Here is a 24,315-nt window from a genome sequence, read left to right on the forward strand (position 1 = left end):
TGCTTCTTGGGCTTTTATAATTATTTATGTTTGTTCAGGAATTCGATGGTTTTTCCTAATGTTTTCTCAGCGTGTGGTGAAGTGAAATCAAATTGATATTCGTGACCTAATTCAGATTTTGTTCCATCAAATAAAACACTTTCTACTTCTACTCCGTTATGTTTGAGTGCGTCTATAAGATCCGCTGAATGCGGGGCAAGAGGGTCGGCGTCTCCAACTGTCAAAAAAACAGGTGGGTAATTAGGTGTTACATGTTTGACTGTAGATAATTCAGCTAATCTAGGAAAAGTTGCTAAATCTTTCTCACCAGTGTATGACCAAAACATTGTATGGACCATCCATTTTCCGATTGCAGATGATTCAGGGTTGTCCAATCTATCCATGCTGTAAGGTCCGCAAAACAAAAGAAGACCTTTTATCTGCTTATTATCAATAGAAGGATGAATATCCATCGTTTTTGCTAGTTTTTCATTGGACATAAGCGCGGCAGTTTGGCTAGCTATTTGAGCCCCAGCAGAATCGCCACCTATGAATAGCCTGTTAATATCACCACCATATGTGGCGATATTATTTTGAAGATATTTCAGTGCTTGATTTGCTTGAATAACGGGCGCAGGATATTTTTGCCGCGGTGCAATTGCATAATTTATATTTGCAACTACATATCCTTCATTAGCTAATGCCATTCCATATTCTTGTGTTTGTTCTTTACTACCAGATAAAAATCCGCCCCCGTGTATCCACATAATAACGGGGAGTTTTTCAGTAGTGCTTTTTGGATAGTAAATATCTAGAATACTATTATCAAATCCTTCTTTGTTATATACAATATCTTTTTTTACAACAACGTTTTGTTTTATTGTTTCCATATTTTTAGGTGATGCAAAGGTTTGTGCTTCGAAAAGTTGTTTCATTATAGCTGCGCTGAGGACAGGGGTAAATTGATTAGTGATAGATATAATTACGGTAGGAATGGCAATGATTGCAAAAGGCAGTATCCAACGCTTCTTCTGATAGAATTTTCTCTTTGTCATTAAGTAAATCATCCTTTCTTTAAAACTTTATATTCCTTTATATACTATATTTTATATTATTTTACAGATTGTAGGGGGATTGTTTGTGTAGTAGGCTTTTTTTCTTTCGAATGCTACAATGAAATTATAGAGGAGGGGTGATTCATGACTATTTATAAAAGATTTAGTTTCGTGTTATTCCTCGTATTGTTCACGAGCTTGTTTACAAGTACAATGGTAGCTTCAAATGTTGGAATAGGATTTCTATTGTTAGTAATTATGTATATACCGCTCTATCTTCTTTTCTTATATATCCCATTTCAATTCCAAGAGCAAGTACCTATGTTTCATTAGTATGTGGAATGGGTAAAGCGTGGTGGAAAATGGGGAAGAGCGTAAGAAAAAGTCCTTATCTTAGAAGATAGAGACTTTTATTTTTAAATTATAATTTAGTGAAGTTCACGTGCTTTTACAATTTTCTTACCTATAAAAAGAATTTGTCCGCCTATAGCAAAAAGTAATATACCGGCTATTATATAGGGTAAAGTAATAGGAGCTATTCCTTTTTCTAAAAATATTCCGTTTGTCATTGTCCCGATAGAACCAGAAAAATAATTAATAGAGCTAAGCAAAGCAATTGAAATGGTAGCATGATTTGGGCTAATTTCTAAGAGTGTTTTTTGCTGAGTAGCGAGTGCGGCCCATCCCGTACTTCCCCAAAGAATTAAGCATATAGCTAACAATAATGCAGTTTCATGGAAAACACCCATGCATATAAACGAGAAAAACATGATTCCCATTAAGTACAGTAATATGATTTTTGGCTTCTTATAGAAATCCATTATAAACCCAATTATAAAACTTCCAGCAATACCACCAATACCCCACATCCAAATAAACATGATAGACTTTTGAAATCCATATGCAGTAATGATGGTATCTAAGTATGTGTATAAACCTAAACTGCAAAAACTTAATACCATTGTGATAAGCATGACGAGAGAAATTTTTTTGTTTTGGAACATACTTAGCCTCTCTTTTAGCGTTGGCAAAGGTCTAGATTCTATCATAGGAAATTTAGTGAAGAGAGCCAATATCCCGATTGTCCCGATCGCAACAATAAACCACATCGCTATGCGCCATTCATAAATAGAAGCAATATATATACCAAACGGAACACCAATTACGGTACCAGCGCTCATTCCAAGTAAAACAATACTTAAAGCTCTACCCCTTCTTTTTTCAGAAACGAATGTAACAGCAGCTGACGACGCTAGTGGTGAGTATAGGCCAGCACCTATGCCAGCTAGACCTCTAGAAATTAATAAAATAATAAAATGATGAGTTACAGCGGTCAGGAAGTTAGAGAATGTAAAAAGAAATAATGCTGCTAATAATGTATGTTTTGTGTTTGTCTTTTTCATACATGTAGCAAATATAGGTGCCGCAATCGCATAACAAATTGTGAAGATACTTACCGTTTGTCCTGCAGTCCCAATTGAAACATGAAAATCATTGGCGATTTGAGGCAAAATACCTGCCATTATATAAGCATCTACTCCTAGTGCGAACATCCCAAATGTTAATAAAAAAATTTTATTCAATGTGAGTCCTCCTTTTGATGATTTGTTCTAATTTCATCGTAACGAGTATAATGAAATTAGTGAAATTCATATTTTACATGAAAGGTATGAGTAAAATTCATGACGATAGCTAGATATGAAGTTTTTCAAAAGGTAGTAGAGTTAGGTAATTTTACTAGAGCGGCAGAACAATTGAATATGACGCAATCGGCTGTTAGTCATGCGATTGCTAGTTTAGAAAAAGAATTAGGATATCCTTTGTTGCACCGGAATAAGCAATCTGAGATTAGAATGACTGAGTTTGCAAATCGTCTTTTTCCACATATTCAAAATGTCTTGAAGAGTGAAGCGGCTATTAAACAAGAAGTATCTATACAAAATAATCGGTTGGAAGGCACATTGAAAATCGGAGCATTTACAAGTGCAGCAGCTCAAATATTACCGGCTATGTTATTGCATCTTAAACAGAGTTACTCAGGTGTGAAAGTTTTATTATTCGAAGGGACATACGAAGAAGTAGTGGAATGGGTTGATAATGGTACAATTGATATCGGGTTTATATTAGAGTCAAATGCAAATAAACAAATAAAATCAATCCCGGTTAGCAAAGATGAAATCGTATTAGGGTTGCCGAAAAATCATTCATTGATGAATCAAAAAGTAGTGGATGTTCAGCAAATTGATGGAATGGATTTTATTATGCCAAAAGGTCCGTATCAGCCACTAGTGCTAAAAAATCTAGCCGATTATCAAGTCCGTCCAAATATTATATTAGAAGTACTAAATTGCGAAACGATTGTGAACATGGTCTCGCAGAATATTGGAATTACAATGGGGCCTGAGCTGTTTTTTAAATCACATACAAATATTGAAATGAAAAAATTAAAGCAGAAACAATATCGTCATATTCATTTAGCATTTAGAGAAAGATCACCGATAATTGATGCTTTTCTTGCATGTAATCAATTATCGATTTCTTCGTAGGAAGTGTATAGGAACAAAAAATACATAAGGAGATGAACAAGAATGCGCAGAAGAGCATATGGAAGAAACGATGGAAAAGAAATGGATCAACAAAAATGCACATGCGACCATTTACAGCAAGAACTACCAATGTGCTACGGAAGTGATACGCCGTTTCAATATTATTCTATTTCTAAAGTAAGAAAAAAGGGAATATGAAATAGTAAGAGAAGTAATTTCACAATATATTTGATTAGCCACGAGTGAATTGGGGGAAAATTCTAAAAAAGCCTTTAAACGGTGGTGCGTAAATCATGTATAATAATTCTAAGGGTAATAAAGATTTTTTAAATGGAGAGGAGAAAAATCTGATGACTCCTACAACAATTGAAAAATTACAGGAAACTCAGCTCAATTCTAATGCTGTTTCAGTTAAGGATTTGGTTGATTTGTTAAGTGTTAATTCTTGCATTCCTATTATTAAATGGATTAAAGAGGGGAAAATCCAAACTACAGAAAGGTTAAATGGAACTACTGCAATTTTAGAAGAGCCTATTGTCCTAATAGAGTCTGTGAAAAACTTTATAGAGCAAGAAGATGTTTCATTTGTAAGTGCAAGAAAAAGAAGAATGGAATTAGAGACAACGGCTTGGTTAAACATTGAAGAAGATGAGATTGAAAGGTATAAGAATTATAAGTTTTAAGGAGTTTGAAGAAATCATGAATATTAGAGCACAGGAAATATAAAAGAGGCTATCCAAAAAATATTATTTTAGATAGCCTCTTTCTTTTGTACAAGCATTAAATTAACTAAATAAAAAGCTTATAGCTGATAAGAAGACACAGAAACCTAAAATGACTCCTACAATTTTCATATGGAACTTTCGGCTCATTACAACAATTGCGATATATTCCCGAATCATTGCATTTGGCCAGTAATAGAAAGCGGTTTTGGAACCGATTCCTTGGCTGTTGAGCCCAGCTTGTCTTGCATATAATCCAGCACGGAATAGATGGAAATTATTCGTTGTAAAGATACTTCTATATTTGTCTTTTAAGGAATCCATAATTTTTTTTGAGAAGAGCATGTTCTGATATGTATTTACAGAACGGTTTTCTTGCACTGTATGTTCGATAGGAATTCCTTTTTCAACAGCGTACTTTTGCATCGCTTCCGCTTCAGGAAGCTTTTCATCTGGTCCTTGTCCACCAGAGAAAATGATTGTTGGCGGAGTCGTAACAGCCGCTTGTTTCCAGTAAAAATCAATTGCCTTATTAATTCGACTTGCTAAAAGTGGTGGTACTTTATCGTTAATTAATCCACTGCCAAGAACGATAATGAAATCTTGATTGCGCCGTGGTCTATTAAATTGATACAGAAAATAAGCTGTTAAGAAAGTTGATATATGGAAAAAGAAATATATCATAATTAAAGATACTCCGGCAAAAATCGGCTGGAAATGAGGAGAGAAAAAGCGAGTTGGATCAACTACTAGGGATATCATAGCAAGTAACATACCCATCCCAGCGATTAAAGTTAAGCAGTTCGATAAACGACGTCCTTCTTTTCTCATTAAGATTCTTGCGTTAAGAAATAGTCCAATCATTAATGCGAATACACCGAAGGTTAACATTAAGAAAATGATTATAAACGGTATGATAGCCATGATTTTGAATATCGTGTTATTCGAGCTAACCGCTAAATACAGACAAAGAACTAAAAATGAACAAAAGAATAGGTTAAATAAAAATCCGATGATTAAACTTCTAGGGTCTTTTAAATAAAAGAATAGAAAAATAATAAGCAGAATAAGAGTGATGACTTCAAAAAACATAACTTCTGTATACACCTCAATTTTTTATATGAATGATTGCCTTATCTATTATATATTACATTTCATAAATAACGTAATTGAAAGATAATATCTTTTTCTTTTTTCCTGTAAACATGCTATTTTTCTAGGCTCCCTTCATAAACTGAAAATAACATATTGAAAGTGAGTGATACGATGCCTGCTGTTGTTGATGGTGTAATTATACAAAATTGCAATGGAATTATTAATTTAGGGGATAAATACAATGTAAATCCTATTGAACAAACGAAGGCATATAATGGTTCTGGATCGTCTAATACAGGATTTTCTATTAGGGCCTTTAATGGAATTAGTGAAGCAAATGTGTGTGATAAAGATGTGAATGATCAAGGGATTCAATTTACGTTATAAGCTATATAAAAAGACACTCATTCCGAGTGTCTTTTTCATTCTAGTGATACCCTTTTGCAGAGTCTTTATGAATTTTTTCTTTAAAGATTGTGTAGCTCCATAATTGGTATCCAATAACGATTGGTACCATTACCATTGCGACGAAGAACATAATTTTTAAGTTTAATTCACTGCCTGCTGCTTGGTATAGTGTTGTACTATAAGCATCGTTAATACGTGATGGTAACATTCTTGGGAACATGCCTGCAAATCCAGTTGTCATAAACATTGCGATTGTTAAACAAACAAACGTGAATGCAAGACCAATTTTATGTTTGTAGACCATAATAATTACAAGGACACTCATTAGCATTGCAAGTGCTGGCAGAATGAATAGTACAGGATACTCCGTAAAGTTTTGGAATAAGTTTGTACGGTTTGCAGTTGCCACATAGAAGATTGCTAAAATACTTGCTGCTGCTACTGAAAATGGTTTTGCAATTTTATAAGCACGATCTGATACTTCACCGGATGCTTTAATCATAACCCAAAGTGAACCGGATACGACGAAGATTGCAGTGAAGAAGAGTCCACCTAAAATACCGTAATGATTTAATAAGCTAAATAATGTTCCTTCATAGCCGTCTTTTCCGATTTGTAGCCCGTAATATAGGTTTGCAAATGTAACACCGAATAAGAAAGCAATTAGGAAACTACCGATTGCATATGCCCATTTACAAACGTTTTGCCAAATTGGTGAATCATCTTTATGCATAAATTCAAGCCCTGCTGCACGAGCAAAAAGAGCAAGTAATACTAAATATAACGGTGTATATAAGTAGCTAAACATGTTTGCATAAGTAACTGGGAAGGCGGCGAAAGTTGCACCGCCCGCTGTAATTAACCATACTTCGTTACCGCCCCAGAACGGCCCAATTGCTTCTTGCATTTGATTCCGTTCTTTTCGGTCTTTCGTAACGAATGGGAAAATCATTCCGTTACCGAGTGCGTAGCCATCAAGAATAAAGTAAACTGTCCAAATCACGCCCCATAAACCAAACCAAATGATTGCAAGCATATCATGAGACATGAGCGGCACCTCCCTTAGCAGGTTCTTCTAGTGCTGCAGGTCCTTTTTTCGCGAACTTCAACATTAGATATACATCAGCAATTAATAGAAGTGTATAGAATAATACTAAACTTAGTAATGAGAACCAAATCTGCGGGACAGCAATTGGTGAAACAGCTTCAGCTGTACGCATTAATTTGTATACTGTCCACGGCTGACGACCTGCTTCAGCAACAACCCATCCAGCATTAATCGCCACATATGGCAGTAAGACAGACCACATTGTAATTTTTAAATAACGTTTTGAATCTTCTAGTTTACCTTTACGATTTAAATAGAAACCGTACCAAGTAAGCGTCATGAAGAATATACCAAGTGCAACCATTAAACGGAAACTGTAATAAACAAGATTTACATTTGGACGATCTTCTTTCGGAATATCTTTCAAACCGACAATTTCTCCGTCAAATGAGTTTGTATAGAAGAAACTTCCAAGTTTCGGGATTGTGAATAGCTCGAAGTTTTTCTCATTTTCCACATCAGGAATTTGAATGATTGAGAAGCCTTGGCCTTTGCCAGTTTCCCAAACAGCTTCCATTGCAGCACCTTTTGCTGGTTGATATTTAGCAGCTGAAACGCCAGATTGATGTCCCATAAATGGTGTCACAGTTGCAGCGAATAAACCTAAGAGTAAACCGAATTTAAATGATTTTCTAAAGAACTCTACTTCGTTTTTACGTAATAAATGGTACGCGCTAATCGCCATTACGAAGAAAGCACCAACGATATAACAACTAATTACTGTATGGAAGAACATGTTCCATGCGTATGGGTTCGTAACAAGTGCCCAGAAATCATTTAATTCAGCGCGGCCGTTACGCACTACGTAGCCAACAGGGTTTTGCATAAAGCCGTTTGCTGTAATAATCCAAAGCGCGGAAATATTTGTTCCAAGTGCAACCATCCACATACAAAAAGCACGGAACTTTGGTGAGATTTTATCTTTACCGAATAACCAAATTCCCATGAAGGTAGATTCTAAGAAGAAAGCAACAAGTGCTTCGATTGCGAGTGGTGATCCGAAGATATCCCCCATATACTTTGAGTACTCTGACCAGTTTGTCCCAAATTGAAACTCCATCGTAATACCAGTTATAATCCCCATGACGAAATTTATCGTAAATAGCTTACCCCAGAAATTCGCCATTTTTCGATATGTAGGGTTTAATGTACGTGCATATTGTGTTTCCATACACGCTACTAAAATAACAAGTCCGATTGTCAAAGGCACAAATAAAAAGTGATAAAAAATAGTAATTGCAAATTGAAAACGACTCAGTAACAGAACGTCGGACATAATAAATATTCACTCCTTTTTAACATTATCTACATTTAGTTTATAGTGAAAACGTAAACAAGTTATAGGATAGTTGTTACAGACCTGTGTGTATATTATGAAGAAATTATGTCGGTTGTCTGAAAAATTGTATATTTGCAATAAAGTAATATCCTTTTGGGATTTTTTAGATTTTGGTACAATTAGTATGTAGTTTAAATGAGAGAAAAGAGGGTCTTTCCACTATGAAGTCATTAGAAGAGATTTTGCAGTATAATGAAAAATTTGTTGAAGAAAAGAAATATGAAGAATATGAGGCAGGAAAATTCCCGAATAAAAAAATGGTAATTATCTCCTGCATGGATACACGTCTTGTTGAATTATTGCCAAAAGCAATGAATATGCGTAACGGTGATGTGAAAATTATTAAAGTGGCGGGCGCTGTTATTTCACATCCATTTGGAAGTATTGTGCGTAGTGTATTAGTTGCTGTATATGAACTTGGTGCAGATGAAATATGTGTTGTTGGTCATCATGACTGTGGTATGGCAAAGATACAGGCAAGCAGTACGATTGAAAAAATGAAAGAGCGCGGCGTAACAGCAGACAAATTAGATACACTTCAATATTCTGGAATCGATTTAGATAAATTCTTACAAGGATTCTCTAGTGTAGAAGAAAGTGTAGAGCATAGCGTTTCTGTTCTTCGTAACCACCCATTACTTCCGACAGAAGTACCTGTTCATGGTCTTGTTATTCATCCTGATACAGGAAAATTGGATCTTGTTGTGAATGGCTACGAAGCTTAAGATTTTACTTTGTCATCCTTTTTATCCGGGACTGGATCAAATCCTCCTGGATGAAAAGGATGACATTTTAATATACGTATGAGTGTGAGCCAGAATCCTTTGAAAGCACCGTGTTTTTGAAACGCCTCTAATCCATAATGAGAACATGTTGGATAAAAGCGGCATGTTGGCGGAGTCATCGGGGAAATGAATTTTTGATAAAAGCGTATGATTCCGATAAAAATCTGTTTCATAACGGTCTCCTTTTCAGCATATTCTTCTAGTATTATAGCACGGGCTCTCTATATATAAATCCATTTTGATTTTTAGACATATGAGCTGCGGCTATGAAAGCAAAAACAATTATCCACTTACTTCCTCTTTTTGTTTTCATATGGTATGGGGTGAAAAAAGGCACTGACCGCTTCTATGCATGGCCGGATGCTCTTTCCCATCTGAAAAGAATGGTTTGATACTCTTTTTTTATTTGGATTTACATAACACTTTACTAATTCGAATTTCCGTTATATCATATTGGATATAACGGAATTAAATTGAAAGCGGGAGAGATGTTGTATGCCATCAGTAGAAAGCTTTGAATTAGACCATACGATTGTAAAGGCACCTTATGTAAGACATTGTGGTGTTCATAAAGTAGGTAGTGACGGTATTGTGAATAAATTCGATATTCGTTTTTGCCAACCAAATAAACAAGCGATGAAACCAGATGTTATTCATACGTTAGAACATTTATTAGCATTTAATTTACGTAAATATATTGATCGTTATCCACATTTTGATATTATCGATATTTCACCAATGGGTTGCCAAACAGGATATTACCTTGTTGTCAGTGGAACACCAACTGTTCGTGAAGTCATTGACTTATTAGAACTTACATTAAAAGATGCGGTTCAAATTACAGAAATTCCAGCTGCAAATGAAACGCAGTGCGGTCAAGCGAAGCTTCATGATTTAGAAGGAGCAAAACGCTTAATGAATTTCTGGTTAAGCCAAGATAAAGCTGAGCTTGAAAAAGTATTTGGTTAAAAAATGAGAAAGCTGCCTGTGAAAGGGCAGCTTTTTTCGTTCTTATGTGTCTCATATATTTTCAAGTCGCTAATATGTGAGAAGGGAAAGTTATTGCTTAAAGAATGTCGGAGGTGAGCTCACAAATAAAAATTTAGTGGGCTTTTCCGTATGATTAAACCAATTATGTGGTGTAGCGGATTCCATATGAATGCTGTCACCAGGGTGTAGATCATATTCTTCTTTGTCCAATAGAATAGTGAGCATACCTTCTAATACAAACACGAATTCCTGTCCGTTGTGAGAATAGGGATTGCCCTTTTTTTCACCAGGATGTAGCGTCACTAAAATTGGTTCGAAATGTGGATTTAACACATTACCAGAAAGATTCGTGTAAACAAAATGAGAGTGATTTACATGTTCTTCCTGTTGTTGTCCGCGCCGTATAATACTTGTATTTGATTTTTGTTCAGCTGCAAAAAAATAGCTTGGGCTGACATGGAGTGCTTCTGATAGTTTTTTCAATGATTCTAGCGTAATAGAAGATTTTGAACGCTCTACTTGAGAAATAAAACTAATAGATAGATTTGTTTTTTCAGATACTTGTTTTAAGGTCATTCTTTTTTCTAAGCGAAGAGCTTTAATTTTGTTTCCGATATTTTCGTCCATATGATAATCCCTCGAATAATATATTAGATAGAAATTTTCTTATGGAAAAGTGTAAAGGAAAGTTTTGAGTTTTGCAAATTACCTTTAAAAAATTCAGAAAAATTAGAAATGGATATTGTAAATTTATTTTCTCTGCATTATAATGGCCGTAAGTGTATAGATGATATGAATTGCGTTTTTTTTTAAGAAATAAATTGAAGTGACACTTCAATTTATTTCTTTATTAGTTAAATTTAATGGTGGAGGGGAAAAGTATGTATCAAACATTTAAAGGGGCATATCCAGTTATTATTACACCGATGAATCAGAACGAAGAGATCAATTGGGAAGGCTTGAAACAAAATATTGAGCACTTTATTCAAGAAGGCGTAGCAGGTTTAGTTGTGAATGGAAGTACGGGAGAGTTTGTGAGCTTAACGAAGGAAGAACGTTTTAAAGTTGTAGAGACAGCGGTAGAACAAATTAATGGTCGTATTCCACTTCTGGTCGGAACGGCGGCTGAAACGACAAAAGAAGCGATTGAATATACAAAGCAAGCAGAAAGAGCAGGAGCAAGCGGTGCACTATTAATTAATTCATACTACGCTCATCCGAAAGAAGAAGAGATTTATGAGCACTTTAAAGCGGTAGCTGAATCGGTTCAGTTTCCAATTATGATTTATAATAATCCATTTACATCCGGTGTTGATATTAGTACGGAAACAATTCTACGCGTCGGGCGTGATGTAGAGAACATTACGCATGTAAAAGAATCGAGCGGTGATATTCGTAAAGTGCGTGATATTACAAGAAAAGGAAAAGGAGATATTGAAACATTCTGCGGTGCGGATGATTTAGTATTAGAATCCTTTTTAGTTGGGGCAACAGGTTGGATTTCAGTTGCAGGTAACGCAGTGCCAAAACTTGTAACGGAATTATTTGATGCTGTGCAAAATAAGGAGCTAGAAAAAGCATGGGAGCTGTACGATAAGATTTTACCATTATGTAGTTTTATTGAAGAATCAGGGAAATATGTTCAAATTATTAAGAGAGTGATGGATTTAAAAGGGCAAGCAGGTGGTCCATCTCGTAAACCACGTTTACCTTTAACAGAAGCTGAAGATCAAAAGTTACAAGAGATTTTAGAAAATCTATTAACATTACAAAAATAAGAAGGGAGAGAGGAGTATGCTAACAGCGAAACAAGACTTAAAGCCGAAAGTTCAAGCGTTTTTAGAGGGGGAAAAGGAATTATTCATCGATGGAAAATTTGTTCCAGCAGTGAGTGGGAAAACATTCGACGTTTGGAATCCAGCGACAGAAGAAGTGCTTGCTGTTGTAAGTGAGGCTGGGGAAGAAGATGTGAATCTTGCAGTGAAAGCTGCCCGCAAGGCGTTTGAAGAAGGAGCTTGGTCAAAAATAAGTGCAGCAGAACGAGCACATTTGATTTACAAACTTGCTGATTTAATCGATGAGAATAAAGAAGAACTAGCGCAGCTTGAGGCGTTAGATAATGGGAAACCGTATAAGCAAGCGCTCGAAGATGATATTGCAGGTACGGTGGATCATTTCCGTTATTATGCTGGGTGGGCGACGAAGATTCTTGGGCAAACAATCCCAATTTCACCGGAATATTTAAACTATACACGCCATGAACCGATTGGTGTTGTCGGGCAAATTATTCCGTGGAACTTTCCATTATTAATGGCTGCTTGGAAGTTAGGGGCAGCACTTGCAACTGGTTGTACAATTGTTTTGAAACCAGCAGAGCAAACGCCGCTCTCTCTTCTATATACAGCGCAGTTATTTAAAGAAGCAGGATTCCCAGATGGTGTAGTTAATTTTGTACCTGGATTTGGCGGAGGCGCTGGTGAAGCAATTGTAAATCATCCGGATATCGATAAAGTTGCTTTCACAGGATCAACTGTTATAGGAAAAGGGATTATGCGTAAAGCAGCAGAAACAACAAAGCACGTCACATTGGAGCTTGGCGGAAAATCACCAAATATTATTTTAGAAGATGCTGATCTTTCCAAAGCGATTCCAGGAGCATTCAACGGCATTATGTATAACCATGGACAAAACTGTAGTGCAGGTTCACGTGTATTTGTTCATCGTAAGCATTATGAAAAAGTTGTTCGTGAATTAGGAGAAATGGCGAATGAAGTGAAGTTAGGGCACGGATTAGACCCTGAAGTAGAAATGGGACCGCTCGTATCGAAGAAGCAACAAGAACGTGTACTTGCCTACATTAAGAGCGGAGTAGAAGAAGGTGCGAAGCTGGTAGCGGGCGGCGTGAGAGAATTTGAAAAAGGATATTTTGTAGCGCCAACTGTATTTGCAGATGTAACGGATAATATGAAAATCGCACAAGAAGAAATCTTTGGCCCTGTTGTTTCAATCTTACCTTTTGATGAGATAGAAGAAGTTATCGAACGGGCAAACAATACACCGTACGGATTAGCAGCTGGTGTATGGACGGAAAATGTAAAAACAGCACATCAAGTTGCCAATCAATTAAAAGCAGGTACAGTGTGGATTAATAGTTATAACTTAGAAAATGCAGCATCACCATTTGGAGGATATAAACAATCTGGTATTGGCCGTGAAATGGGTTCGTATGCACTTGACAATTATACGGAAGTGAAGAGCATTTGGTTGAGTTTGGAGTAGTTTGAGAGAAGGATATGGGTTTCCATATCCTTTTTCTATTCCAAAAAATATATGCTCTTTTTTGGGGTGAATGATAGAGAGGGACATAATCTCAAAAATAGATGTGCATCCAATTGATACAACTTAAAAAATTAGATAGAAATAAGCTGCTTCATTCACTCCAACCTTAGTAGTTAAATGAGCGTATTTTTTGTGAGAGGTTCTTTCATCGTGTTCCATGTATATCATTATGTATGTTAGTAAAATTTTGTCGTATTTTTTACTAAAATATATAAAGATAATATGCGGTTTTTTACTAAAATATTTTGACTTTTTTGAATTATTTTAGTAAAAAGATAATAGGTCTTTATTTTTAGCAGCATGAATTCGGAGTTAAGATAGAAAATCTTTTTAGTTTGTATTACATGAGGGGGGCTTTAGGGGATGCATAAGCAGTTAATGGAGAGTTTTAAGGAAATATTTCACCAAGAGGAGTATCGTACTTTCTTTGCACCTGGTCGGATTAATTTGATTGGAGAACATACTGATTATAACGGAGGAAATGTGTTTCCGTGTGCGATTACTTTCGGCACTTATGCATTAGCGAGCAAACGGGAGGATGCGTTAATATGCGTCTACTCATTGAATTTCCCTGAAAAGGGTGTGATTTCATTTTCTTTACACGATTTAGATTACAAGCAAGAACATGATTGGGCGAATTATCCAAAAGGCATGATTCGTTACCTCATAGAAGCGGGGTACACTGTTGATTCAGGAATTAACATTATGTTTTATGGAAACATTCCAAATGGTGCGGGATTGTCGTCATCTGCCTCTATTGAGCTTGTAACAGGGGTAACGATGGAAGGATTATTTCAATTCGAATTAGATCGTCTAGAATTAGTGAAAATTGGTAAAAGGGTAGAGAATCATTTTATCGGTGTAAATAGTGGCATTATGGATCAATTTATTATTGGGATGGGAAAAGCAAGATATGGGGTGTTATTGAATTGTCAAACACTGAATTTCACGTATGCGCCACTCGAACTCGATAACTACAATATTATTATTATGAATACGAATAAGCGTCGAGAGCTTACTGCTTCTAAATATAATGAGAGAAGAATGGAATGCGAACAGGCACTTGCAAGTTTACAAGAGGTAATTGATATAAGGTCCTTAGGAGAACTAAATGAAAAAATGTTTGAACAATATAAGCATGTAATTAAGGAAGATAACTTAAGAAAACGGGCTAAACATGTTGTGTATGAAAACTGCCGAACTTTGCGATCTGTAAAAGAGTTAAAAGAAAATAATATAAAAGAGTTTGGAAGACTGATGAATGAATCTCATTGTTCGTTACGTGATGATTATGAAGTGACAGGGCAAGAATTAGATATATTGGTTGAATCAGCTTGGAAACAAGAAGGGATTATAGGGGCACGTATGACAGGTGCTGGATTTGGTGGTTGTGCGATTGCAATCGTTGAGAAAGGTTGTACGGATCAATTTATTTGTAACGTTGGACAAAAGTATAGAGGAATTATCGGTTACGAAGCGACATTTTATGTTGCTAATATTGGAGATGGGGCAAGTGAGTTACAGAGGGATATGGAAATAATCTGAATGGATATAACGATTCAGCGGAGGGGAAGTATCATGAATGTTTATGAAGTCATTGAACAACTTATAAAACGGGCATGTTCACTTCGGTTTATCGAAAGAGAAGATGGAATTTATGTAAGAAATCAAATTCTGCACCTTCTTCATTTAGAAGGTTTTGAAATACAAGAAAGTAAAGCGGAAGAAAAAGAAATAACAGATTTACTAGAAGATTTGGTTCAGTATGCGAGGGAACAAGGAATTATCGATGATCATTCTTATAATAGAGAAATATTGGCGAGTCAAATTATGAACTGCTTTATGTCAAAACCATCGACTATTAATCAATCTTTCTATCAACATTATGAGTGTCATCCGGAACATGCAACGGACTATTTTTATGAATTAAGTCAAATAAGCAACTATATTCAAACGAAGCATATTCAGAAAAATATTCGCTATAAAGCGAATACAGAGTATGGAGAACTGGATATCACGATTAATTTATCTAAACCAGAAAAGGATCCAAAAGAAATTGTAAACGAAAACGTAATACAAAATACAGATTATCCGAAATGTTTGCTTTGCATTGAAAATGAAGGATATGTCGGTAGAATTGGCCATCCGGCACGTTCGAATCATAGGATGATTCGAATGGAATTATTAGGAGAGCGATGGTATTTACAATATTCTCCTTATGTGTACTATAACGAACATTGCATTGTGCTAGCAGAAGCGCATCGGAATATGGAAATCAATCGTCAAGCTTTTGAAAGATTACTTTCTTTTGTGAAACAGTTCCCTCATTATTTTATTGGCTCTAATGCGGATTTGCCTATTGTAGGCGGGTCTATTTTATCACATGATCATTATCAAGGCGGTAAATATGAATTTGCAATGGCAAAAGCGGCAGATGATTATGCATTTACATTGGATAGATTTCCAGAGGTTCAATGCTCAGTAGTGAAATGGCCCATGTCTGTTATTCGTTTAAGAGGTAAAGATTGTAATGTATTAGTAAATGTGGCAGATTACATTTTGAGAAAATGGAAGCAATATAGCGATCCATCTGTTCATATTTACGCTCATACAGATGGTGTGCCGCATAATACGATTACGCCGATTGCACGCAGTCGAAATGAACAGTATGAGTTAGACCTCGTATTACGAAATAATCGTACAAGTGAGAAGTATCCCTTTGGCATCTTTCATCCGCATCAGGATGTACAACATATTAAGAAAGAAAACGTCGGTTTAATTGAAGTGATGGGATTAGCTGTACTTCCAGCAAGGCTGAAGTTAGAACTACAAGAGGTAGAGAAATATATATTGTCTAAAGACAATGGTGTAGCGGAATATCATAAACGATGGGCAGAACAGCTGAGAGAGCGGTATGAAAAAGAAGCGAATGAAGGGAATGTTCACGACATTGTTCAAAAAGAGTTAGCCGCTAAATTTTTAAGGGCACTCGAAGATGCTGGGGTTTTCAAACGAGACGATGAAGGAATAGCTGCATTTAAACGTTTTATACAAAGTTTAGAGGAGCGGAAGATAGGGATATGAAAGTCTTTCAAAATGTATTCGGTAAAGTAAATGGAGAAGATGTGTACGCTTATACATTAAAAAATAACACGGGCACAGAAGTTACGTGTTTAAATTACGGTTGTGTAATTACAAAAATCATGGCTCCTGATAGGAAAGGGAATTATGAAAATATCGTTTTAGGTTTTGAAGAATTTGAAAACTATGAGAGCCATTCTCCATACTTTGGAGCGATTGTAGGAAGAGTGGCTGGTAGAATTAAAGGTGCTCAATTTGAGTTGGATGGCAACACATATACGCTAGTAAGAAATGATCAGGATAATCATCTCCATGGTGGTTTAAGAGGATTTAGTTCTATCGTTTGGGATGCGAAAATAATAGAAAGTGAGAAGGAAACGGGAATTGAATTTACGTATATTAGCCCGACCGGAGAAGAAGGCTATCCAGGAACTGTACATGTAAAAGTGATGTATACATTAAATAATGAGAATGAATTTTTGATTCGCTACGAAGCGCAGTCAGATAAAACGACTATATTAAACGTAACGAATCATACGTATTTTAACTTAAGTGGCAATGTAAAACGGGACGTCTTACAACACACTTTGAAAATGAATAGTGATCAATTTCTAGAATTAAACGAGCAATTATTACCAACGGGTGAAATATTGGATGTCACAGGTACGCCTTTTGATTTTCGAACAGGAAGGCAAATAAAGGATGGTGTATATTCTCATTATTATCAAAATGAATTAGTAGGAAAAGGATACGATCATCCTTTTCTTTTGAATAGCAACTACGATCAGGAAATTATACTATGGGACGAAGAGAGTGGTCGTAAATTAGTCGTGGAAACAGATGAAGTTGGGGTAGTTTTGTATACAGGTAACCAGTTATCAGATGATTTTAAAATAAGTGGCGTACAATCTAGAAAGTATGTAGGCCTTTGTCTAGAAACGCAAGGCTTGCCTGATGCCATTCATCATCCTAACTTCCCTTCTTACATTTTAAATAAAAATCAATTATTCTCCTCCTCAACGAAATATACGTTTCAAGTTGAATAATGGAGAAGAGCAGGTGAATCATATATGGCAACAATTAAAGATATAGCAGAGAAGGCAGGCGTATCCATCGCTACGGTTTCGCGGGTGTTAAATAATGATACATCGCTTTCTGTCGGTGATGAAACGAAGAGAAAGATATTTGAAGCAGCAGAGGAGCTTTCCTATAAGAAGCGTACAAGTCGCAAAAAAGAATTACCGAGAATCGCTTTGGTTCATTGGTATACAGAGGAAGAAGAGCTAAACGATTTATATTATATGTCCATTCGTTTAGGAATAGAGAAGAGATGTGAACAGCAAGGCTTGAAAATTGTAAAACTTTTTCATAGCCAAATGGAAGAGTTGATGAAGGAAAACATTCAAGGCATGATTGCAATAGGGAAGTTTAGTGAACGAGAAATAGGTTTATTTGAAGCGATAACAAAAAACATTGTATTTGTAGATTCCTCTCCAAAGGAAGAGACGTTCGATTCGGTTGTGGTAGATTTTGAGAAGGTAACAAGGAAGGTAATTGATTATTTAATAGAAAAAGAACATCAAAAGATTGGATATATAGGCGGAAGGGAAACGTTTAAAGATCAAACTTCTGAAATTGAAGATCCAAGGGAACGTGCCTTTATAAAATATATGAAGAAACAAGAGTTATTGTATGAAAAAAATATATACATAGGTCAATTTTCAGTAAACGATGGCTATTCATTAATGAAACAGGCAATAGAAGAGCAGCAAGATCAGTTACCAACAGCTTTTTTTGTTGGAAATGATACGATGGCAATCGGATGTCTCAGGGCACTAAATGAGCATGGAATTGCTGTTCCAGAAAGAGTAAATATAATCGGTGTAAATGATATTAGTATTTCTCAGTATCTTTCTCCTGCGCTCAGTACAGTGAAAGTATATACGGGGCTTATGGGAGAAACAGCAGTGGATTTACTAATGGAGAGATTTTCAGGACGGTATTTAGCGAAAAAGGTAATTTTGTCAACGAAATTAAATATTAGGAAAAGTAGTTTTTAGTAAATGAAAAGATGAAAAAAGAAACTCCTGCTTATTGAAGTAGGAGTTTCTTTTTATGGGGGTATATTAATGGGTTAGTGTGTGGTGTAATATGGGATTAAAAGGATTATATTCAATATTATAGGTGGTGTTTGAGTGGGCGATACAAAAGTTCAAATTAAAAAGTCAAAGAGAAAAGTAGCATTGGTATTATTTGCTGCACTAGTAATAATCATTGGCTTCGGATATTGGAAATTTTTTAGTTTACAAGGCGTTCCGAAAGGAGAATTGATTCGAACTGTGAAATCCTCAGATGGAAAACATGTTATAAAAACTTATTTTCATAATGCCGGTTCATTAAGTGCAGATGCTGTTAGAGGAGAACTGGTTAATCTTAGTTCCGGTTCCACCAAGAATATATATTGGAACTATCCAGATACAGATCCATACATTGAATGGGTAGGTAAAGATAAAGTTAGAATCGGAGATCAAACGTTAAATATTTCAAAGAAAGAAACCTATGATTGGCGTGACGATGATAAGCATATAAAAGAATATCCAAAACAGTTTGTTCAATAAATGGGATAGGACTATTTTGATCAAATAAAGCAAAAAGGTAACGAAAAAAGCTATCCTTTCTATATTAAGTGGGAAGGCTAGCTTTTATCTCTTTTATCGTAAAAGTATAGAAATTACAATAATGAAGATAAAACCAGAAGTGAAAAAGGAAGCGATTCCCATTGTTCTTCTATTTGCTTTCATTTCAGAGATACCCATAATAATGAACATACATGCGAGTGAAAGCTGCATGTAAGGGAGGAGTGTAAATGTATCGGTAGAAAGAGAATATATACAAAGAACGAGGGTAAGCAGTCCGAAAAAAATACGTAATCCCGTTAGCATGTAATCCCTCCTTTAAAAGCTTATATTAGCGGAGAAATTCCGATATGGCGATGAATAAAACGGCAGCTCCAACTAGAAAACAGAGCGTTCCACTTACTTTCTTTTGTTCACGTAGTTCCTCAATGCTCATAGTGAAAGACATAAGCCCTAAAACGATAAACATATAAAGCAAAATGCCTCTGTTATCTGTAATAAAACCATAGATAGATAAAGCTAATGCAATGAGTGCAAAGGTAATCCGAACAAACTTTAACATATTAACCCCTCCGTAAGAAAATAGTCATTACATCACATACTTTACTGCAAGAACAGCCCACACGAAAATGCCAGCCACCATACAGGTTAAACCGGTGCTTTGATCTTTCTTTTGTATTTGTTCAATCGCAATGATGAACATTAAGGCTCCTACGAAAAATTGTGAGAGTGTAAGAAGTGAATCATTCTGTGTAAATAGACTATATACGGATACGATAACAACAAGGAAAGCAGTGAGAAGGCGGAGTATACGAAGCATCTTATCGGCCCTCCTTTTTATTTGTCAGATAAGGATTGTCCTCTGGTTTATCAACCGAATGTTTATATGAATAGCCCTTATTAATCGTTAACACAGAGAGTACCAATACGAGAATGACAATAATGACCCCAATAATTAATATTTTAATCAAGTAGAACCCTCCTTTTCTCCATTTTATCATTAAACGAATTTCTGTTTTACATAATTTTGTAATTGTTGAAAACAATAGAAATTAAAAGGTGAAAGAAGGGCGTTATATGGATAATAAGAAAACTTACTATATATCAGTAGGGAATGGTCAGATTTCGCAGGTGAAAACGGCAGATACATATAGCTTTGAAATCCAGGCGAATGATGAGGAAATTACCCAGCTTCGGGAATACTTCGATCAAGCGTATCGTGAAGATCTTGGCTCGTTTGTACGTTCGCACGTTCCGTATGTTGAGTATCATCATGATTCGAATAATGACCGGTATGATATTGAGCTACAGAAAGCGTATAAGATGATTTATGATTTAGGAAATCATGAAACGAAGGAATTAGTCGCGCAAATGGGAATAATCAATGGATTATAGTTGGATAACATTATGCATATGAATGGGAATTGTGCTACAATTTGTGGTAGGAAAAACTTGTAACCATCTATAGGGGAGTAATGGCATGTACAAATTTAAAGATTATTACCACAACACTGTACAATTATCGTTTGAACGTTATCCATTTTCTCCTGAGCCAAAGCATGTTTGGGTTGTATGCCGGTACGGGGATCAATGGTTATTAACGCATCATTTGCGCCGCGGTCTTGAATTTCCAGGTGGTAAAGTAGAAATTGGGGAAACACCGGAAGAAGCGGCAGTTCGAGAAGTTCATGAAGAAACCGGCGGGATTGTTTCTGATTTAACTTACTTAGGACAATATAAAGTATCTGGAAAAGACAAAATAATCATTAAAAACATTTATTTCGCAACAATTAGTGCGGTAGAAGAGCATACGCACCCTGAAGAAACAAGAGGGTCTGTTTTATTAAAAGAAATCCCTCATAACATTAAAACTGATAGGAAATTTAGCTTTATTATGCGCGATGATGTATTAGCGCGTACAATGAAACATATAGAAGAACTCGGCTGTTTTACGAAGTAAAGGAGCCGAGTTCTTTTTTGTTATTAAAATTATACTTGTTCCCTCGGTATATATTACGGCGGAGTATTCGTAATGTAGAAATGAATTGCACCGCGTCGTTTACTACATGCCTTATAGGTAGTCTGTTTTTTATATTATTTGTTAGCTTGATGGTAATGTTGTGCTACCAATATATTTTCATGGAAAGACTTGTTTCCTATTATAATAAAGGAAAGCAGTGATATGGAGTGTTAAGAAAGATAGAAAAAATTCATGATATTTATCCCGCATTAACGGGCAGTAATATCCCCACTGATTAAAGTTTCACTTTATCAGAAAGTGACTTTATATAAAATGAAGACAAAAATAAATTATTTTTTTTCCTGGACCCCCTTAAAATTGCGTACTCGTTCGTATTCTATAGTAGATAAATGATTTAAGGGACCTTAACATAAAAAGAAGGTTTGTGCGTATAAGTATATGCCTTACATATATGCAATAAAAATACAAAGAGTTATAACTAAGACTATTACATGCAATCAAAAATTCACTGGATTACCTGAATAATATATTTTCTTAATATTATTTAGGTAACCAAAAACTTAAAAGCGAAATTTAGCTTTTTAATTGCATTTAGAAAGTTGATATTATAACATTATAATTAAATTACGGAAATTAGTTGTATAGTAACACCTAATTATAGTAGATTTTGAGAACTTGACTTATGGCAATCTTCAAACAAAAAGGCCTTATGTAGTCATATCGCACTACATAGGACCTTTTTGTTTGGAGGCTGCTTTTTTTGATTAATATTTTTATAGAAATCAAATGTTGAGTCTTTCATTATTTTGCTAGAATTGGATTTTTTTGAATTTTTAAATCAAACAAATAAGGAAAGGTGAACGGCACATGTTGAAGAAAACTGTAGTAGCTGTTTTAGCGTTAGGCTATGTGCTTAGCCCAATGCAAGCTTTGGCTGAAACAGAGAATGAACAGCTACCTTTGGAACAAAAAACTAGCACTGAGCAACAAGAAAGCTCTAAACAGGGCAATCAGTTACTACCTGAGCAAGAAAAGAAAGAACAAGAAAGTGGCACTGGGCAACAAGAAAGCTCTAAACAGCAAGATCCAAAGGAAATACAGAAAGATGTAACAAGTCAGCCTGAAGGCACAACAGATGTGAAAATTGAGGAACGACTAGGTACTAGTGAAATAAAAACATATCAAACTAATGTTACAACAGTACAAACAGCGCCGAAAGTACAGGGAGGTTGGGTGAATAAAGATAATAAGTGGTATTATATTCAGCCAGATGGTACACGGAAAACGGGTTGGTTGCAAGAAGGAACAACTTGGTACTATTTACAAAAAGATGGAGCGATGAAAACAGGATGGCTTCAAGAGAATGGAACTTGGTATTATTTAGAAAGTAACGGAGCAATGAAAACAGGTTGGCTGCAAGAAGGAACAACTTGGTATTATATGCAAAGTAACGGAGCGATGAAAACAGGTTGGTTGCAAGAAGGAACAACTTGGTATTATATGCAAAGTAACGGAGCAATGAAAACAGGTTGGCTACAAGAAGGAACAACTTGGTATTACCTGCAAGGCAGCGGAGCAATGAAAACAGGCTGGTTGCAGCTTGGAGATAAAAAATATTACCTTGAAAGTAATGGAGCGATGAAAACAGGCTGGCTACAACTTGGAGGTAAAAAATATTACTTCGAGAGTAGCGGAGCAATGAAAACGGGCTGGTTACAAGAAGGAAGCACTTGGTATTATTTAGAAAGTAACGGAGCAGCAAAAGTAGGTTGGTTGCAGCTTGGAGATAAAAAGTATTACCTTGAAAGTAATGGAGCAATGAAAACAGGCTGGCTGCAGCTTGAAGGTAAAAAATACTACTTCGAGAGTAGCGGAGCAATGAAAACGGGCTGGTTACAAGAAGGAAGCACTTGGTATTACTTAGAAAGTAATGGAGCAGCAAAAGTAGGTTGGCTGCAGCTTGGAGATAAAAAGTATTACCTTGAAAGTAATGGAGCAATGAAAACAGGTTGGCTACAGCTTGGGGATAAGAAATATTACTTCGATAGTAATGGAGCAATGAAAACAGGCTGGTTACAACTTGGAGATAAAAAATATTATTTAGAAAGTAACGGAGCAGCAAAAATCGGCTGGCTGCAGCTTGGGGATAAGAAATATTACTTCGATAGTAATGGAGCAATGAAAACAGGCTGGTTGCAGCTTGGAGGTAAAAAATATTACTTCGATAGTAATGGAGTAATGAAAACAGGTTGGTTACAGCTTGGGGATAAAAAGTATTATTTAGAAAGTGATGGAGCAGCGAAAGTAGGCTGGCTACAAGTAGGAGCAACGTGGTATTACTTCCAAAGTACAGGTGAGATGAAAACGGGTTGGTTACAAGAAGGAGCAACTTGGTACTATTTAGACAGTAACGGAGTAATGAAAACAGGTTGGTTGCAGCTTGGAGATAAAAAGTATTACTTGGAAAGTAATGGAGCAATGAAAACAGGTTGGCTACAGGTTGGAACGGCTTGGTACTACTTCCAAGGTAATGGAGAGATGAAAACAGGCTGGTTACAAGTAGGGACAACGTGGTATTACTTCCAAGGTAATGGAGCAATGAAAACGGGCTGGTTAGAAGAGAATGGTAAAGTATATTATTTTGATACAAATGGTACTTGGATAGAAAATCCAGTTATATTTGGTAAAACAATTATCGTTGATCCAGGTCATGGTGGATATGATTCGGGGACATTATATGAAAATATATATGAAAAAACAATTGCTCTGCAAGTAGGTTTGAAATTAAAGAGTCTATACGCTCAGAGTGGTGCAAATGTTGTGATGACACGAGCAACGGATATCTTCATTCCATTAGGAGATCGTGTTCGTATTTCAAATGAAAACAAAGCAGATATTTTTGTTAGTGTGCATGTAAATTCAGCTGATGCGACTACAGCAGAAGGAATTGAGACATTATATAACTCGCAACATCCAAAAAGTAAAGAAGTATTGAATTTAGCAACTGCTGTGCAAAATGCTTTAATTAAAAATACAGGTGCTAAAGATAGACGTGTAAAAGATCGACCAGATCTTCGTGTGTTAAAAGCAGATAATATCGCGCCATCTATATTAGTAGAAACAGGATTTTTAACAAATTCAAATGAAAGAGTAAAACTGACTGCTGATAAATATCAAAATGTATTAGCACAATCTGTGTTTGAAGGAACGCTGCAATATTTTTCTAATTAGAAATAGTCTAGCATCGCTAG

The 24,315-nt window shown here is 35.8% G+C and carries 28 protein-coding genes; 17 read left to right on the forward strand and 11 right to left on the reverse strand.

Annotated elements, in window-relative coordinates:
• Nucleotides 1-20: 20 nt before the first annotated feature.
• The gene (locus CN373_RS13335) at nt 21-1,034 is read right to left on the reverse strand and encodes an alpha/beta hydrolase (protein ID WP_000166784.1); all 1,014 of its coding nucleotides are present in this window, start codon (nt 1,032-1,034) and stop codon (nt 21-23) included.
• A 144-nt stretch (nt 1,035-1,178) separates the two neighbouring features.
• Here CN373_RS13335 and CN373_RS13340 point away from each other — a divergent pair, with 144 nt between their 5' ends.
• Nucleotides 1,179-1,367 carry a hypothetical protein gene (locus CN373_RS13340; protein WP_000158331.1) on the forward strand — a complete coding sequence of 63 codons (189 nt, stop codon included), beginning with the start codon at nt 1,179-1,181 and terminating at the stop codon, nt 1,365-1,367.
• Nucleotides 1,368-1,462: 95 nt separating this feature from the next.
• On the opposite strand, the gene CN373_RS13345 is transcribed toward CN373_RS13340, so the two are convergent.
• Nucleotides 1,463-2,617: an MFS transporter gene (locus CN373_RS13345; RefSeq protein WP_098359501.1), complete on the reverse strand. Its 1,155-nt coding sequence runs from the start codon at nt 2,615-2,617 to the stop codon at nt 1,463-1,465.
• A gap of 99 nt (nt 2,618-2,716) precedes the next feature.
• Here CN373_RS13345 and CN373_RS13350 point away from each other — a divergent pair, with 99 nt between their 5' ends.
• The 3 genes from CN373_RS13350 to CN373_RS13355 all read left to right on the forward strand — a co-directional run bounded on the left by CN373_RS13350 (nt 2,717) and on the right by CN373_RS13355 (nt 4,263).
• Nucleotides 2,717-3,580 (forward strand): LysR family transcriptional regulator, encoded by an 864-nt coding sequence (locus tag CN373_RS13350; RefSeq protein WP_000150693.1) that lies wholly within the window; start codon nt 2,717-2,719, stop codon nt 3,578-3,580.
• A 42-nt stretch (nt 3,581-3,622) separates the two neighbouring features.
• A complete protein-coding gene (locus tag CN373_RS25575) occupies nt 3,623-3,778 on the forward strand; it encodes a hypothetical protein (protein ID WP_002058183.1) in 156 nt (51 codons plus the stop codon).
• A 152-nt stretch (nt 3,779-3,930) separates the two neighbouring features.
• A complete protein-coding gene (locus tag CN373_RS13355) occupies nt 3,931-4,263 on the forward strand; it encodes a hypothetical protein (protein WP_098523423.1) in 333 nt (110 codons plus the stop codon).
• A gap of 102 nt (nt 4,264-4,365) precedes the next feature.
• Here the strand turns inward: CN373_RS13355 and CN373_RS13360 are convergent, their stop codons facing one another.
• On the reverse strand, nt 4,366-5,394 hold the full coding sequence (locus tag CN373_RS13360) for a YdcF family protein (RefSeq protein WP_033664321.1): 1,029 nt from the start codon (nt 5,392-5,394) through the stop codon (nt 4,366-4,368).
• A gap of 174 nt (nt 5,395-5,568) precedes the next feature.
• On the opposite strand from CN373_RS13360, the gene CN373_RS13365 reads away from it, so the two are divergent.
• Entirely contained in the window at nt 5,569-5,784 is a 216-nt protein-coding gene (locus CN373_RS13365) for a spore germination protein (RefSeq protein ID WP_001112051.1), read from the forward strand.
• Nucleotides 5,785-5,824: 40 nt separating this feature from the next.
• Here CN373_RS13365 and cydB read toward each other — a convergent pair whose 3' ends face one another.
• Nucleotides 5,825-6,853 (reverse strand): cytochrome d ubiquinol oxidase subunit II, encoded by a 1,029-nt coding sequence (cydB, locus tag CN373_RS13370; RefSeq protein ID WP_098359503.1) that lies wholly within the window; start codon nt 6,851-6,853, stop codon nt 5,825-5,827.
• Entirely contained in the window at nt 6,843-8,189 is a 1,347-nt protein-coding gene (gene cydA, locus CN373_RS13375) for a cytochrome ubiquinol oxidase subunit I (protein WP_098359504.1), read from the reverse strand. The genes cydB and cydA overlap by 11 nt, the downstream gene beginning before the upstream one ends.
• 224 nt (nt 8,190-8,413) lie before the next feature.
• On the opposite strand from cydA, the gene CN373_RS13380 reads away from it, so the two are divergent.
• The gene (locus CN373_RS13380) at nt 8,414-8,977 is read left to right on the forward strand and encodes a beta-class carbonic anhydrase (RefSeq protein WP_000838166.1); all 564 of its coding nucleotides are present in this window, start codon (nt 8,414-8,416) and stop codon (nt 8,975-8,977) included.
• Here the strand turns inward: CN373_RS13380 and yidD are convergent.
• The gene (gene yidD, locus CN373_RS13385; protein WP_000809331.1) at nt 8,974-9,210 is read right to left on the reverse strand and encodes a membrane protein insertion efficiency factor YidD; all 237 of its coding nucleotides are present in this window, start codon (nt 9,208-9,210) and stop codon (nt 8,974-8,976) included. The two genes, CN373_RS13380 and yidD, sit on opposite strands and share 4 nt — an antisense overlap.
• A gap of 322 nt (nt 9,211-9,532) precedes the next feature.
• On the opposite strand from yidD, the gene luxS reads away from it, so the two are divergent.
• On the forward strand, nt 9,533-10,006 hold the full coding sequence (gene luxS / locus CN373_RS13390; RefSeq protein ID WP_001141367.1) for an S-ribosylhomocysteine lyase LuxS: 474 nt from the start codon (nt 9,533-9,535) through the stop codon (nt 10,004-10,006).
• A gap of 90 nt (nt 10,007-10,096) precedes the next feature.
• On the opposite strand, the gene CN373_RS13395 is transcribed toward luxS, so the two are convergent.
• Nucleotides 10,097-10,654 carry a helix-turn-helix domain-containing protein gene (locus CN373_RS13395; protein WP_098359505.1) on the reverse strand — a complete coding sequence of 186 codons (558 nt, stop codon included), beginning with the start codon at nt 10,652-10,654 and terminating at the stop codon, nt 10,097-10,099.
• A 236-nt stretch (nt 10,655-10,890) separates the two neighbouring features.
• On the opposite strand from CN373_RS13395, the gene dapA reads away from it, so the two are divergent.
• The 7 genes from dapA to CN373_RS13430 all read left to right on the forward strand — a co-directional run bounded on the left by dapA (nt 10,891) and on the right by CN373_RS13430 (nt 19,065).
• A complete protein-coding gene (gene dapA / locus CN373_RS13400; protein ID WP_002058195.1) occupies nt 10,891-11,805 on the forward strand; it encodes a 4-hydroxy-tetrahydrodipicolinate synthase in 915 nt (304 codons plus the stop codon).
• Nucleotides 11,806-11,821: 16 nt separating this feature from the next.
• Nucleotides 11,822-13,306 (forward strand): aldehyde dehydrogenase family protein, encoded by a 1,485-nt coding sequence (locus CN373_RS13405; protein ID WP_098359506.1) that lies wholly within the window; start codon nt 11,822-11,824, stop codon nt 13,304-13,306.
• A gap of 423 nt (nt 13,307-13,729) precedes the next feature.
• Nucleotides 13,730-14,911, forward strand: a complete 1,182-nt coding sequence (locus tag CN373_RS13410; RefSeq protein WP_165770979.1) for a galactokinase — start codon at nt 13,730-13,732, stop codon at nt 14,909-14,911.
• A gap of 33 nt (nt 14,912-14,944) precedes the next feature.
• Entirely contained in the window at nt 14,945-16,450 is a 1,506-nt protein-coding gene (gene galT / locus CN373_RS13415; protein WP_205647114.1) for a UDP-glucose--hexose-1-phosphate uridylyltransferase, read from the forward strand.
• Complete coding sequence (locus CN373_RS13420) at nt 16,447-17,493, forward strand: aldose epimerase family protein (RefSeq protein WP_098359508.1); 1,047 nt, start codon at nt 16,447-16,449, stop codon at nt 17,491-17,493. The genes galT and CN373_RS13420 overlap by 4 nt, the downstream gene beginning before the upstream one ends.
• 24 nt (nt 17,494-17,517) lie before the next feature.
• Complete coding sequence (locus CN373_RS13425; RefSeq protein WP_000190973.1) at nt 17,518-18,507, forward strand: LacI family DNA-binding transcriptional regulator; 990 nt, start codon at nt 17,518-17,520, stop codon at nt 18,505-18,507.
• A 135-nt stretch (nt 18,508-18,642) separates the two neighbouring features.
• Nucleotides 18,643-19,065 carry a DUF5412 domain-containing protein gene (locus tag CN373_RS13430; RefSeq protein ID WP_098359509.1) on the forward strand — a complete coding sequence of 141 codons (423 nt, stop codon included), beginning with the start codon at nt 18,643-18,645 and terminating at the stop codon, nt 19,063-19,065.
• 93 nt (nt 19,066-19,158) lie between these two features.
• Here the strand turns inward: CN373_RS13430 and CN373_RS13435 are convergent, their stop codons facing one another.
• From CN373_RS13435 to ytzI, 4 genes are read right to left on the reverse strand one after another with little or no spacing between them, the layout of a single operon-like run.
• Nucleotides 19,159-19,389: a DUF3953 domain-containing protein gene (locus CN373_RS13435; RefSeq protein ID WP_098359510.1), complete on the reverse strand. Its 231-nt coding sequence runs from the start codon at nt 19,387-19,389 to the stop codon at nt 19,159-19,161.
• A 25-nt stretch (nt 19,390-19,414) separates the two neighbouring features.
• A complete protein-coding gene (locus CN373_RS13440) occupies nt 19,415-19,645 on the reverse strand; it encodes a DUF3953 domain-containing protein (RefSeq protein WP_000911595.1) in 231 nt (76 codons plus the stop codon).
• 27 nt (nt 19,646-19,672) lie between these two features.
• Complete coding sequence (locus tag CN373_RS13445) at nt 19,673-19,903, reverse strand: DUF3953 domain-containing protein (protein WP_098359511.1); 231 nt, start codon at nt 19,901-19,903, stop codon at nt 19,673-19,675.
• Nucleotide 19,904: 1 nt separating this feature from the next.
• Nucleotides 19,905-20,054, reverse strand: a complete 150-nt coding sequence (gene ytzI, locus CN373_RS13450; RefSeq protein WP_000590604.1) for a YtzI protein — start codon at nt 20,052-20,054, stop codon at nt 19,905-19,907.
• Between the two features lie 106 nt (nt 20,055-20,160).
• Here ytzI and CN373_RS13455 point away from each other — a divergent pair, with 106 nt between their 5' ends.
• From CN373_RS13455 to CN373_RS13465, 3 genes are all read left to right on the forward strand, one after another.
• The gene (locus CN373_RS13455; protein ID WP_000368999.1) at nt 20,161-20,478 is read left to right on the forward strand and encodes a hypothetical protein; all 318 of its coding nucleotides are present in this window, start codon (nt 20,161-20,163) and stop codon (nt 20,476-20,478) included.
• Between the two features lie 85 nt (nt 20,479-20,563).
• Complete coding sequence (gene mutTA / locus CN373_RS13460; RefSeq protein ID WP_000276381.1) at nt 20,564-21,043, forward strand: antimutator 8-oxo-(dGTP/GTP)ase; 480 nt, start codon at nt 20,564-20,566, stop codon at nt 21,041-21,043.
• 888 nt (nt 21,044-21,931) lie between these two features.
• Nucleotides 21,932-24,295 (forward strand): N-acetylmuramoyl-L-alanine amidase, encoded by a 2,364-nt coding sequence (locus tag CN373_RS13465; RefSeq protein WP_098359512.1) that lies wholly within the window; start codon nt 21,932-21,934, stop codon nt 24,293-24,295.
• Nucleotides 24,296-24,315 lie beyond the last annotated feature (20 nt).

Source organism: Bacillus cereus, assembly GCF_002561295.1.
Taxonomy (GTDB): Bacteria; Bacillota; Bacilli; order Bacillales; family Bacillaceae_G; genus Bacillus_A; species Bacillus_A cereus_S.